Origin of the sequence: Planomonospora sp. ID82291, assembly GCF_015711645.1 — a bacterium.
GTDB lineage: Bacteria > Actinomycetota > Actinomycetes > Streptosporangiales > Streptosporangiaceae > Planomonospora.
In genome coordinates this window covers 554,100-566,661 of record NZ_JABTEX010000004.1, presented here as the reverse complement: position 1 = coordinate 566,661, position 12,562 = coordinate 554,100, and the positions used below count along the sequence as shown (strand labels likewise).

10 protein-coding genes are annotated in these 12,562 nt (G+C 70.8%); 4 read left to right on the top strand and 6 right to left on the bottom strand.

Annotated features, from left to right (window positions below):
• Window positions 1-115 precede the first annotated feature (115 nt).
• The 3 genes from HS045_RS26990 (at window position 116) to HS045_RS26980 (ending at window position 3,334) form a co-directional block, all read left to right on the top strand.
• Window positions 116-772: a TetR/AcrR family transcriptional regulator gene (locus tag HS045_RS26990; protein WP_196454495.1), complete on the top strand. Its 657-nt coding sequence runs from the start codon at window positions 116-118 to the stop codon at window positions 770-772.
• Between the two features lie 317 nt (window positions 773-1,089).
• Window positions 1,090-2,637 (top strand): YjjI family glycine radical enzyme, encoded by a 1,548-nt coding sequence (locus tag HS045_RS26985; RefSeq protein WP_196454275.1) that lies wholly within the window; start codon window positions 1,090-1,092, stop codon window positions 2,635-2,637.
• A complete protein-coding gene (locus HS045_RS26980; RefSeq protein WP_196454274.1) occupies window positions 2,609-3,334 on the top strand; it encodes a radical SAM protein in 726 nt (241 codons plus the stop codon). Before HS045_RS26985 ends, HS045_RS26980 begins: the two co-directional genes overlap by 29 nt.
• A 178-nt stretch (window positions 3,335-3,512) precedes the next feature.
• On the opposite strand, the gene HS045_RS26975 is transcribed toward HS045_RS26980, so the two are convergent.
• From HS045_RS26975 to HS045_RS26955, 5 genes are all read right to left on the bottom strand, one after another.
• Window positions 3,513-5,045 (bottom strand): MFS transporter, encoded by a 1,533-nt coding sequence (locus HS045_RS26975; RefSeq protein WP_196454273.1) that lies wholly within the window; start codon window positions 5,043-5,045, stop codon window positions 3,513-3,515.
• Complete coding sequence (locus HS045_RS26970; RefSeq protein ID WP_196454272.1) at window positions 5,042-5,593, bottom strand: TetR/AcrR family transcriptional regulator; 552 nt, start codon at window positions 5,591-5,593, stop codon at window positions 5,042-5,044. Before HS045_RS26970 ends, HS045_RS26975 begins: the two co-directional genes overlap by 4 nt.
• 337 nt (window positions 5,594-5,930) lie before the next feature.
• Window positions 5,931-7,151, bottom strand: coding sequence for an acyl-CoA dehydrogenase family protein (locus HS045_RS26965; RefSeq protein ID WP_196454271.1), 1,221 nt, complete (start codon window positions 7,149-7,151; stop codon window positions 5,931-5,933).
• 46 nt (window positions 7,152-7,197) lie between these two features.
• Entirely contained in the window at window positions 7,198-8,163 is a 966-nt protein-coding gene (locus tag HS045_RS26960) for a glucosyl-3-phosphoglycerate synthase (protein WP_196454270.1), read from the bottom strand.
• A 99-nt stretch (window positions 8,164-8,262) separates the two neighbouring features.
• Window positions 8,263-9,732, bottom strand: coding sequence for a helix-turn-helix domain-containing protein (locus HS045_RS26955; protein ID WP_374191417.1), 1,470 nt, complete (start codon window positions 9,730-9,732; stop codon window positions 8,263-8,265).
• Window positions 9,733-10,095: 363 nt separating this feature from the next.
• Between HS045_RS26955 and aceA the strand changes: the two genes are divergently transcribed.
• A complete protein-coding gene (aceA, locus tag HS045_RS26950; RefSeq protein WP_196454269.1) occupies window positions 10,096-11,394 on the top strand; it encodes an isocitrate lyase in 1,299 nt (432 codons plus the stop codon).
• 217 nt (window positions 11,395-11,611) lie between these two features.
• Here the strand turns inward: aceA and HS045_RS26945 are convergent, their stop codons facing one another.
• Window positions 11,612-12,511, bottom strand: coding sequence for a LysR family transcriptional regulator (locus tag HS045_RS26945; RefSeq protein ID WP_196454268.1), 900 nt, complete (start codon window positions 12,509-12,511; stop codon window positions 11,612-11,614).
• Window positions 12,512-12,562: the final 51 nt, after the last annotated feature.

Here is a 12,562-nt window from a genome sequence, read left to right as displayed (position 1 = left end):
GCGTATCACCAATAGAGCACACCGTGTCGTGCACCACAAGACCGCGACGGCGGTTGTGGGCGATCGGGCAGAATCAACACAGGAGGTGATCGTGGAACCCGTGCTGTCCGCGCTCATGGCGCCGTCCGACTCGGATTCGCTGCTGGAACGCGCCTACACCGACGCCGTCGAACGGGTCGACGACCTGGACGAGACCCGGACGCGCATCCTCGACGCGGCGTACGAGCAGTTCTGCCGCCTGGGGATCCGGCGCTCCACCATGGAGGACGTCGCGCGCCGGGCCGGGGTCTCACGGGTCACGGTCTACCGGCGGTTCCCCACCAAGGACGCGCTGGTCGAACACGTGGTCCGCCGGGAGTTCCGCCGCTACTTCGACCGGTTCCTCGCCGACATCGAACAGGCCCGCACCGCCGCCGACCGGGTGGTCCTGGGCTTCGTGAGCTCGCTGCGCGCCATCCGGGGCAACCCGCTGATCGGCGGCCTGATCACCGCGGAACCGGACCTGATCGTGCCCTCCATGGTCAGCGACGGAGGCCGCACCCTCGCCATCGTGCGGCAGTTCGTCGCAGGCCAGCTCCGCCGCGAGCAGCGCGCGGGCAACGTCTCGGGCGACCTGGACACCGATCTCGTGGCCGAGCTGATGGTCCGGATCTCCGCCTCCTTCCTGGCGATCCCCAGCCAGGTCGTCGACCTCGACGACGACGGGCGGCTGGCCGCGGTGGCCCGGCGGTTCCTCGTGCCCATGCTGGAGCCGGCCGGCTCTGCGGACTGACCGCCGGAGCGCGGCTCAGCCGATCGGATCCGGCCGTCCACGATTCCGGCGATGACGCCCTGGGGAACAGGGGGGACGGCGCCCAAGCCGAAGCCGGTCAGCGGTACGGCAGGCACGTCGTCCAGCTCTACGTCGCCACGGCGGCCGGCCCGGTCCGCCGCCCGGCGCCGGGCGGCCGTACTCGTGTCCGCCGAACGGAGAGATCTCAGAAGCGGATCAGAGGGACGGCCGAGGGCACAGGTCGAAGATCAAGCCGAGAGCCGATCTCAGGTCTTTCGTCCCTGCCCTGGCCGACGCCGGCCGCGTACCTTCGAAGGATGGAGATGACTGAGGTCCGCGCGCTGGCACGGGAGGTGATCGACGACCCGACACTGACCTACCGGCAGCGGATGCACCGCCTTGCCGGGCTGTCCGAGAACGCCCTCGATCCGCCGCCGGTCTCGGCGGCCTGCGCCGAGGCGCTTGAGAAGCGGATCATCTGCGACATGTACGAGGGCAACGCCCCGCACCGGCCCCGCTACATCCTCCCCGACTACGCGAAGCTTCTGCGCGACGGGTCCGCGTTCCTCGAACTCGAGCCGGCCCGCGATCTGGACGAGGCGCTGAACACGCTGCTGATCGGCTACACCCAGGTCCCCTCGATCACCGGTTACCCGGTGTGGCTGGGCGACCTCGACGCGCTGCTCGAGCCGTACACCGAGGGCGTCTCCGACGAGGAGCTGTACCGCAGGCTCCGGCTGTTCTGGATCGCGATGGACCGGATGCTGCCCGACGCGTTCGCCCACGCCAACCTCGGCCCGGACGACACCCGCGTCGGCCGCACCGCCCTGCGCCTGGAGCGCGACCTGCTGCAGGTCGTCCCGAACCTGACGCTCAAGGTCGACCCGGCGCGGACGCCGGACGACCTGGTGCGCGACGCCGTGGAGACCGTCTTCGCCTGCGGGAAGCCGCACTTCGTCAACCACCCGATGATGGTCGCCGACCTCGGACCGGAATACGGCGTGGCGTCCTGCTACAACTCGCTCCGCTCCGGCGGCGGTTCGCACACGCTGGTGCGGCTGAACCTGCGCGAGGTGGCGCTGCTCCACGAGGGGTCGCGGAGCTCCTTCCTGGACGACCTGCTGCCGCGCTACGTGGAGCTGACCGCCGAGCTGATGGAGGCACGGATCCGGCACCTCGTCGAGGAGGCCGGCTTCTTCGAGCACTCCTGGCTGGTGGCGGACGGGCTGCTCCACCTGGACCGGTACTCCGCGATGTTCGGTGTGTTCGGGCTCGCCGAGGCGGTGGCCCTGGTGCTGGGATGCGAGGGCGTCACCGCACGCTACGGCCACGACGACGTGGCCGACGAGCTGGCCCACCAGATCCTGCTCCGCGTGCGCGACCTGGTCGCCGCACGGCCGATGCCCTACTGCGGGGGAAACGCCGGCCGAGCACTGCTGCACAGCCAATCCGGCATCGACCTGGACGTCGGCGTGACCGCCGGCTGCCGGATCCCGATCGGCGAGGAACCCGGGCTGCTGCGACACCTCCAGACGGTCACCCCTCACCATGTGCTGTTCCCTGCCGGGATCAGCGACATCCTCGCGTTCGACGAGACCGCGCGGCGCAACCCCGACGCGGTCGTGGACATCGTCCGCGGGGCGCTGCGCACCGGCATGCGGGACGTGACGTTCAACCTCGACAGCAACGACTTCATCCGGATCACCGGCTACATGGTGCGCAAGTCCGATCTTGCGAAGGTCGAGGACGGCGCCCGTCACGACAGCACCTTCCTCGGTGCCGGAGCGGTCGCCCAGTCGCACGGCCACCACCGCGCGCCCAAACGGATCATGGCCCATGAGCTCGATGTCGGCTCGCGTCGCTGAGGTCATCCCGTTCTCCTGGGTGGACGGCCCGGGGAACCGGTTCACGGTCTTCCTCCAGGGCTGCTCGTTCGACTGCCTGGCCTGCCACAACCCCCAGACCATCCCACCCCGGCGCCCGGACACCCGGGACGCCTCCGTCGCGGAACTGCTGGAGGAGATCCGGTCGGCCGAGCCGTACCTCGCCGGGCTCACCGTCTCGGGGGGCGAGGCGACCGGTCAGTGGCGCTTCATCCGTGACCTGTTCGGCGGCGTCCGCGCCGACCCTCGGCTACGCCGGCTGACGACGTTCGTCGACACCAACGGCCACGCCCTGCCCCGGGTCTGGGACGAACTGCTCCCGGTCACCGACGGGTTCATGGTCGACCTGAAGGCGCTGGACTCCGACGTGCACCGTCGGCTCACCGGCCGCGGCAACGAACTGGTGCGCGACTCGATCCGGCACCTGCACGGCAGCGGGAGGCTGCACGAGGTGCGGCTCCTGCTGGTGCCGGGCGTCAACGACGCTCCCGATCAGCTCGCGCGCACCGCGGACTGGCTGGCGGCCCTCGACCCGGACCTGCGCGTGGTCGTCATCGGCTTCCGCCGGCACGGGGTGCGCCCCGAGTTCCAGGTACTGCTCGAGTCGACTCCGGAGCTCGTGGCCTTCGCCCGAGAGGTGCTCGAGCGAGGCGGACTCCGCACGGTCGTCACCGTCTGACCGCCGGCACCGCACACCGTGCGACCGCGTCTCATTCGATGTCTCCATCAAACCCGGGGCGGTTCACTTGGTGGACGTTTCGCAACAGTCACTCAGGCGAATCGGCCGCCAGGACCCGTCCGCCGACGTGGCCCTTTCCTGCGGCGGCAGGTGCCGCCTGCACGGCCTTCCTCGTTCCTCAGTGCTGGACGGGCTCATCGGCCGGGTTCTGTCCGCGAAGCAGGAACCACGCGACGGCGGCGGCGACAAGCAGCAAGGCGGCGCCGACGCCGGCGGCGAGGGCCACTCCGCCGACGAAGGACTCGCGTGCCGCGTGCAGCAGCGCGGCGGCCGCATCGGCGGGCATGCGCGCGGCGGCCACGACGGCTCCGGCCAGTGACTCGTGTGCGGCCTGCGGGGTTCCGGCCGGTCCGGTGAAGTCCTGGTAGATGTTGGTGACGACGGACCCCAGCAGGGCGATGCCCAGAGCGGTGCCCAGTTCGTAGGCCGTCTCCGAGACCGCCGAAGCAGCGCCGGCCTGCTCCTTGGGGACGGCGGTGAGGATGACGTCCGAGGTGACCGTGAACGACAGCCCGGCGCCGAAGCCGACGACCAGCAGGGTGGCGCCCAGCAGGGGGTAGCCGGTGGACTGGCTGATCGTGGTGAGCGCGGCCAGGGCCAGGCCGATGACGGCCAGGCCGCCGGAGACGACCGCGCGCACCGAGAAGCGCCGCGCCGCGGCGCCGGCGATCAGGCCGGCCGCCACCGCGCCGACGGCGGTCGGCAGCTCGGCGATGCCCGCTTCGATGGGCCGCCGGTCCTGGACGAGCTGCAGGTACTGGGAGAGGAAGAACAGCAGCCCGGACAATCCGAGGATGGTCAGCAGGTTCGCCAGGACGGCGCCGCTGAAGCCGCCGCTGCGAAACAGCCGGACGTCCACCAGCGGGATCGGCAGACGGCGCTGGCGCCGGACGAACCCGTGGAGAGCGGCCCCACCGAGCAGGCCTGCCGCCAGGGTGGGCCAGGTGAACCCGTCGGCGGCGGCCTCCTTGATCGCGTACACGACGCCGACCATGCCGACCGTCGACAGCAGGACACTCGGCAGGTCCCACGGCCCCGGGGAGGGGTTGCGCGATTCCGGCAGCAGCTTGATCCCGACGACGACCAGCAGGGCCATCACGGGCAGGTTGATCAGGAACACCGAGCCCCACCAGAAGTGCTCCAGCAGCAGGCCGCCGACGATCGGGCCGACCGCCATACCCGCCGAGGCTGCGGCGCTCCAGATGCCGATGGCGAGACTGCGCTCACGGGGGTCCTGGAAGAGGTTGCGGATCAGCGCGAGGGTGGAGGGCATCAGCGTGGCGCCGGCGACACCGAGCAGCGCCCGGGCGGCGATCATCATCTCGGGGGTCTGCGCGTAGGCGTTGAGCACCGAGACCAGCCCGAAGGCGGTGGCTCCGACCAGCAGCAGGCGCTTGCGGCCGATGCGGTCGCCCAGGCTGCCCATGGAGATGAGCAGGCCGGCGATCACGAACGAGTAGGCGTCGCCGATCCACAGCAGCTGAGTGCCGGAAGGCTGCAGATCCTCACTGAGGTAGGGCGTGGCCAGGCCCAGGACGGTGGCGTCCACCGCCACGAGCAGCACGGCGAGGACCAGGACGCCCAAGGCGAGCCAGCGGCCGGAGCGCCGCTGCGCGCTGTCCTGCTCCCCCGGATGCAGAACACCGGTCATGATTCGTCCCTTCGCGTCGCGCCGCCGAGCAGCAGCTCAGCGATCATGTGGGTGAAGTCGTTGCGGGCCACCCGGCCCTCGATGACGGCCCAGCTGCCGGCGGCCAGCAGGCCGTAGAGAGCCTCGGCGAGCCACGTCGCGCTCAAGTCGATGCGGAACTCACCGTTCTCCTGGCCTCGGCGGAACAGGCCGGTGAGCCGCTCTTCGATACGGAACCAGCCCGCGTTCTGCTTCTCGCCCTCGAAGAGCTGGTTTTCGGAGTAGAGGAAGGCGAGCAGCCCCGCACAGGGCTGGATCTCGCAGATCAGACGGCGCACCGCGCCCGCGGCCGCACCGTCCTCGATGCGCGCCGCCTCCAAGGCCGCCTCGCATTCGGCGATGCCCAACTCCTCCAGGGCGCGCACAAGGGCATCGCGCCCGGCGAAGTGACGGTTCAGCGTCGCTCTGCTGATCCCCGCGCTTCGGGCGACTTCTTCCATGGTCGCCGTCGCCTTGCGTGTCAGCAGCTCAGCGGCGGCGTGCAGCACATGATCACGATCGAAGCTCATGAGCCAATGGTAACCCACAAGAGACATAAATGCTTCAAGTGAGACATGGATGACTCATTCAGTGGAGCCATTGCCCGTTACCGACACGGAACAGCGACGGAACAGACGGTCCACGGCCCCGTCGCGAGGCCCACCGAAGATCACTACTCAGTGTGAGCGCAGTTGTGCCGGACAAGACCCGCGGACTGCCCGCGATCAGCCTGGACGACCACTCTCCGTGAATGATCGACGGCCGCTCCGGCGCGGCCGTCTGCACCGCTCTTCCGGTTCTCACGGACCGGTGACGGACCAGAGATCCGGAACGCCCGTCAGAGCCCGTCCGCGGAATCCGACATCTTCAGCGAACGGGCAGGCCGGTGACCGCGCGGCCGATGATCAGGCGCTGGATCTCGGACGTGCCCTCGAAGATGGTGTAGATCTTCGCGTCCCGGTGGAAGCGCTCGACCGGGTGGTCGCGGGTGTAGCCGGCCCCGCCCAGGATCTGGATGGCCTGCTCGGTCACCCATACCGCCGTCTCCCCCGCCACCAGCTTGCACATCGACCCCTCGGCGTGGTCGAACGACCGGCCGTTGCGGGCCATCCAGGCCGCGCGCCAGGTCATCAGCCGGGCGACGTCGACCCGGGTGGCCATGTCGGCGAGCAGGAAGGCGACGGCCTGGTTCTCCCCGATCCGGCGGCCGAACTGCTCACGCTCCCGAGCGTAGTCCCGGGCGTACTCGAACCCGGCGCGGGCGATGCCGACCGCCATCGCGGCCACCGAGGGGCGGGTCGTCTCGAAGGTCCGCATGGCCGCCTGCTCACCGGCCCTGCCGCCCTCGCGCACCCGTGCGAGCCGGGCGTCCAGCTTCTCCTTGCCGCCGAGCAGGCACGAGCCGGGCACCCGTACGCCGTCGAGGACGACCTCGGCGGTGTGCGAGGCCCGGATGCCGTGCTTCTTGAACTTCTGGCCCATCGACAGGCCGGGGGTCCCCGGCGGGACGACGAAGGAGGCCTGGCCGCGGGTGCCGAGCGAGGGGTCGACCGAGGCGACGACGACGTGCACGTCGGCGATGCCGCCGTTGGTGGCCCAGGTCTTGACGCCGTTGAGGATCCAGTCGCCGGAGGCCTCGTCGTGGACGGCGCGGGTGCGGATGGCGCCCACGTCGGAGCCCGCGTCGGGCTCGGAGGCGCAGAACGCGCCGAGCTTGACGTCGTCGGGGGTGCCGAACATCTGCGGCAGCCACTCGCCCATCTGCTCGGGGGTCCCGGTGGCCGACAGGGCGGCGGCGGCCAGGCCGGTGCCGACGATGGACAGGCCGATCCCGGCGTCGCCCCAGAAGAGCTCCTCGAAGGCGACCATCAGGCCGAGGCCGCTGGGCTCGAAGGACTGCTGGGCGAAGAAGTCGAGCGAGTAGAGGCCGATCTTCGCCGCCTCCTGGATGACCGGCCAGGGCGTCTCCTCGCGCTCGTCCCACTCGGCGCCGGCCGGGCGGACGACCGTCCGGGCGAACTCGTGCACCCAGTCGCGCACCTCGCGCACGTCGGCGCTCGGTTCCGGGCAGAAGCCGTTCTCGCTCATCGTCCGTTCCTCCGAGAAAGGGTTACCATCGGTAACACCCTCTACCTTACCGGCAGGAGCCGTACCCGGGAACGGTGGCCATGGGCGGGCGCTCGGAGACCGCCACGTCCCGCACGGTCGCATGGTGCCCGGCCGGCCCGCGGCGAAACTGGGCCAGGCGCGGGGACGGCTCGTGCAGCGGGACCATCTTGTCCTGGCGGGCCAGCCGCGACCAGGAGGTCTGCAGGATCTGCGCGGCCATGCCGCCGAGGGCCTCGGTGGACTGGTGGGAGTGCACCCTGCGGCCCAGGTCCACCTGGGCCAGCGCGTCCAGGCCCGACAGCTCCAGCAGGTCGATCAGGAGCCCGAGCTCCACGCCGTAGCCGGTGACGAACGGGACCCGCTCCAGGACCGAGCGGCGCCCGGCGTACTCTCCCGCCAGGGGCTGGACGAACCCGGCGAGCAGCGGCCAGTGCAGGTTGAGCAGCGGCCTCGCGACCAGCTCGGTGACCCGTCCGCCCCCGCCCGGCGCGTCCGCGCCCCGCGCGTCGCGCAGCGGCCGGTCGTAGCAGCCCTTGACGTAGACCACGCCGGGGTCGGCCAGGAGCGGCCCGAGCAGCCCGGTCACGAACGAGGTGCGGAACTCCCGCAGGTCCGCGTCGACGAAGACCAGCAGGTCGCCGGAGGTCGCGGCGAGGGACTTCCACAGCGCCTCCCCCTTGCCGTCCAGCGGTTTGAGGTCGGGCAGGACCTCGTCCTGCGCCACCACCCGGGCTCCGGCCGCCGCGGCGCGCGCGGCGGTGTCGTCGGTGGAGCGGGAGTCGACGACCACGAGTTCGTCGACGAGCGGCACCGCCTCCATCAGCTCGCGCCGGATCGCGGTGACGATCTCCCCGACCGTCTCCCCCTCGTCGCGCGCGGGCAGCACCACGCTGACCGTCGTGTCCCCCCGGGCCTCCAGCAGCTCCGGCGGGGACCAGTCGTCCCAGGACGACGTACGGCGGCGCAGCCATGCCTCCACCTCAGGCAGCACAGCCCATCCTCCCCGTCACCCCGGAATGCACGGGTATCACCCTATGGGTCACCGTGGCGACGTGAATCATCGGCCGGACCGGTCCCGCGGCACCGGGGATCAGTCCGCGGCGTGGCGTTCCAGGAAGGTGTAGACGTCGGCCTCGTCCACCCCGGGGAAGGATCCGGGCGGCAACGCCACGAGGACGTGCGAGTTGGCGCGCGCCGACGGCCAGGCGTAGCCCTCCCAGCGCTGGGTCAGCTCGGGCGGCGGCCGGCGGCAGCAGTCGCCGCTCGGGCACTCGGACTTGGTCCGGTTCACGGTCTCCCGGCCGCGGAACCAGCGCGACTCGCGGTACGGCACGCCGAGCGTGATGGCGAAGTCCCGCTCCCGGCTCGGGTCCACGTGGGCGACGCAGAAGTAGGTGCCGGTGGGCGAGTCGGAGTACTGGTAGAAGACGGAGAAGCGGTCGGGCGAGAGGAAGACCTGGCGGCCCGACCACTGCAGGCACATGCGCTGGCCCTCGATCGCGCCCTGCTCGTCGGCGGGGAAGACGATGCCGTCGTTCTCGTAGGCCTTGTAGATGATCCCGCCGACGTCGTTGCGGACGAAGTGGCAGACCAGGTCCAGGTGGTGCGTGGCCAGGTTGGTGAAGCGGTGCGCGGCCATCTCGTAGGAGACCGCGAACACGTCGCGCAGGTCCTCCACGCTGAGCGCCCGGTCCTGCTTGGCCTCCCGCAGGTACGGCGCGGCGGCGGCCTCGGGGACCAGAACCGCGGCGGCGAAGTAGTTGGCCTCGGTCCGCTGGCGCAGGAAGTCGGCGAAGTCGCGCGGCTTGTGGTGGCCGAGCGCCAGGTGGCCGATGGTCTGCAGCAGGATCGTGCGAGGGGTGTGCATGCCGAGCTGCTCGTGCTTGACGTAGATGCGCCGGTTGCGCAGGTCGGTGATCGAGCGGACCGTCCGGGGCAGGTCCTGCACCGTCCGCACGCTGTAGCCGAAGTGCGTGACCAGCGCCTGGACGGTGCTCTGCGAGAGCGCGCCGGAGCGGTAGCCGACCGCCGCCAGCGCCTCGGCGGCGGCCTTCTCGATCTCGGCGAAGTAGTTGCCCTGCTCGCGCTGCTTGCGGCGGAGCTCGGCGTTGGCGGCACGGGCCTCCTCCGGGGTGGCGGTGCCCTTGGCCTGACGGGAGCGGAGCTCGCCGTAGAGGCCGAGGATGTGCTCCAGCACGTCGTTGGGCACGCGCGCGGAGACCTTCAGCCGGGGCAGGCCGAGGCCGGCGTAGAGGGGGTCGCGCTGGGCCTCCTCCAGCTCCATCTCCAGCTGCGCGCGCCGGTTGGGGGCCTGCCGCCGGAGCAGCTCCTCCACCGGCACGTTGAGCGCGGAGGCGAGCGACTTGAGCAGCGACAGCTTCGGCTCGCGCTTGCCGTTCTCCAGCAGGGAGAGCTGACTCGGCGCCCGGCTCACCCGCTCACCCAGGTCGGAGAGGGTGAGACCGCGCTGCTTGCGCAGGTGGCGCAGGCGCTGACCGAAGGCGATGAGGTCGAGCTCCTGCGTCAAAGAAAGCGGTTCTTCTCCGACAAGAGGTGTCATGTCCTGATCCTAAGCGAAAATTCAAGCCATCTTCCACTCGCGGACAGCGCACCCGCCGGGCGCGCGGACACCGTCCCGGATCGGCCGCACCACCGCCACCCCCGCACCGCCACCCCCGCACCGCCGCGCCATGCCGCGAGTGAGCCGCGAGTGAGCCGCGAGTGGGCCGCGAGTGAGCCGGACCACACACATGATTGGTCTAGTCCATAGCGGAAACTCGCATGTTCTTCTCCACTGAATACCGGTCAGTATTAGTTAGAACAGAAAAAACATCGTTCTTTCCGCGAAAAGTACCTTGTTTGCCCGTTTCGGCGGGGCACAGACTCAGGGCAAGGCACCCAGGGGACGACAAGGAGTGAAAAAATGAACGATCGCCTCAAGGGAGCCGCAGAGGAACTGCGGCGCGAGTGGCAGACCGACCCCCGGTGGAAGGGCATCGAGCGGACCTACACGGCCGAGGACGTCGTGCGGCTGCGGGGCTCGATCCAGGAGGAGCACACTCTCGCCAAGCTCGGCGCGGAGCGGTTGTGGGACCTGCTGCACAGCGAGGACTACGTCCACGCCCTGGGCGCGCTGACCGGCAACCAGGCCGTCCAGCAGGTCAAGGCGGGATTGAAGGCCATCTACCTGTCCGGCTGGCAGGTCGCCGCCGACGCCAACCTCGGCGCCCAGACCTACCCGGACCAGAGCCTCTACCCGGCCAACTCGGTCCCGGCCGTCGTGCGCCGCATCAACAACGCCCTGCTCCGGGCCGACCAGATCGAATGGTCCGAGGGCTCGGGAGACGCGGAGAACGCTCCTTACTACCTCGCTCCCATCGTGGCCGACGCCGAGGCCGGCTTCGGCGGCGTGCTGAACGCCTTCGAGCTGATGAAGGGCATGATCGCGGCCGGTGCCGCGGGCGTGCACTGGGAGGACCAGCTCGCCTCCGAGAAGAAGTGCGGCCACCTCGGCGGGAAGGTCCTCATCCCGACCGGCCAGCACATCAAGACCCTCAACGCGGCCCGCCTGGCGGCCGACGTGTCGGGTGTCCCGTCCCTGATCATCGCGCGGACCGACGCACAGGCCGCGACGCTGCTGACCACCGACGTGGACCCCCGCGACCGCGCCTTCACCACCGGTGACCGCACGGCCGAGGGCTTCTACCGCGTCCGCAACGGCGTCGACGCCTGCATCGCCCGCGGTCTGGCCTACGCGCCCCACTCCGACCTGCTGTGGATGGAGACCTCCACCCCCGACCTGGACGTGGCCCGCGAGTTCGCCGAGGCGATCAAGGCGCGGTACCCGGACCAGATGCTGGCCTACAACTGCTCGCCGTCGTTCAACTGGAAGAAGCACCTGGACGACTCCACCATCGCCAAGTTCCAGCGCGAGCTCGGCCACATGGGCTACAAGTTCCAGTTCATCACGCTGGCGGGCTTCCACTCGCTCAACTACTCGATGTTCAACCTGGCTCAGGGCTACGCCGAGGAGGGCATGACCGCCTACGTCGAGCTGCAGGAGGCCGAGTTCGCCGCCGAGTCCCGCGGCTACACCGCCACCCGTCACCAGCGCGAGGTCGGCACCGGATACTTCGACCTGGTCAGCACGGCCATCGCGCCGGACTCCTCCACCACGGCCCTCAAGGGCTCCACGGAGGAGGAGCAGTTCGAGGCTCACTGACCCGGGCCAGGACCGGGAGCGGAGGTCTCGCGGTCGGCGCGGACGGGCGGCTCTTCAGGGCATGCGGAGCCCGCCCGGCCCGCCTGACATCCGCCTGAGCCGAGACCCGCGCTCCCGGTCCGCCCCCGGGCTCGGACTCCCGAGACCAGGACGAAGACCCCGCCTCCTTCCCCCCAGGGAGGCGGGGTTCCTGCATGCCGGCCCGGTGCTCCCGGCGTCACGGGCCCGCCGGCTCCGGAGTCCCGGCCACCGGGACAGCGAGGGCGGACAGGAACGCCGCGGCGGCGGGAGACGGCGGGAAGCGGCTCCAGATGAGATGTTCCATCCGGGCGGGAGCGTCACGGAGCCGCAGGACGGGCAGATCGGGAAGCCCGGCCGCGAAGGCCGCGGGTAGCATCCCGATGCCCAGACCCTGGCGGATCAGACGGGCCATGAAGTCGGGGGAGCTCACCTCGAAGGCGACCTCGCGCCGCACCCCGGCCGCCGCGAACGCCTCGTCCGACTGGACCCGCCCGGCGGTGCCCGCGGGGAAGTCGACGAACGGCTCGTCCGACAGGTGACGCAGCTCCAGGCGTTCCCGGTCCGCCAGCGGGTGACCGGGCGCCACCACGGCGACGAGGTCGCCGCGCGCCAGTTCGCGACCGCGGACGCCTCTGGGCGCCGCACCCAGGGGCAGCCCCAGGAAGGCGACGTCCAGGGTGCCCTGCCGCACCCGCTCGGTCAGCTCCTCGCTCGCGCCCGAGCGGAGACTGATCCGCACCTGCCGGTGCCGCAGGTGGAAGTGCCTGAGCACGGTCGGGAGATCGACCGCCGTGACGGTGGGGATGGCGCCGACGGCCAGGCCGCCCCGGATCTCGCCGGCGGAGGCCGCCACCTCGGCGCGGGCCCGTTCGGCGGCGTCGAGGGCCTGGCGGGCCGCGGGGAGGAACGCCTCACCGGCGGACGTCAGCCGGACGCGACGGCTGGTGCGGTCGAACAGCCTGGCCCCCAGTTCGCGTTCCAGCCGGGCGATCTGGTGGCTCAGCGCGGACTGGACGACCAGGCACCGTTCGGCGGCGCGGGTGAAGTTGCCCGTCTCCGCGATGGCGACGACGTAGCGCATCTGCTGAAGCTCCATGGATCAATCGTCATACACGATCGCCGGCCATGACGAACATGCGTTGGACTC

Excerpts from the sequence above, each read along its gene's own strand:
- HS045_RS26990 (WP_196454495.1), top strand. The coding sequence starts at position 116 with ATGGCGCCGTCCGACTCGGATTCGCTGCTGGAACGCGCCTACACCGAC.
- HS045_RS26955 (WP_374191417.1), bottom strand. The coding sequence starts at position 9,732 with ATGACACCTCTTGTCGGAGAAGAACCGCTTTCTTTGACGCAGGAGCTC.
- HS045_RS26970 (WP_196454272.1), bottom strand. The coding sequence starts at position 5,593 with ATGAGCTTCGATCGTGATCATGTGCTGCACGCCGCCGCTGAGCTGCTG.
- HS045_RS26965 (WP_196454271.1), bottom strand. The coding sequence starts at position 7,151 with ATGAGCGAGAACGGCTTCTGCCCGGAACCGAGCGCCGACGTGCGCGAG.
- HS045_RS26945 (WP_196454268.1), bottom strand. The coding sequence starts at position 12,511 with ATGGAGCTTCAGCAGATGCGCTACGTCGTCGCCATCGCGGAGACGGGC.
- HS045_RS26975 (WP_196454273.1), bottom strand. The coding sequence starts at position 5,045 with ATGACCGGTGTTCTGCATCCGGGGGAGCAGGACAGCGCGCAGCGGCGC.
- aceA (WP_196454269.1), top strand. The coding sequence starts at position 10,096 with ATGAACGATCGCCTCAAGGGAGCCGCAGAGGAACTGCGGCGCGAGTGG.
- HS045_RS26980 (WP_196454274.1), top strand. The coding sequence starts at position 2,609 with ATGAGCTCGATGTCGGCTCGCGTCGCTGAGGTCATCCCGTTCTCCTGG.
- HS045_RS26985 (WP_196454275.1), top strand. The coding sequence starts at position 1,090 with ATGGAGATGACTGAGGTCCGCGCGCTGGCACGGGAGGTGATCGACGAC.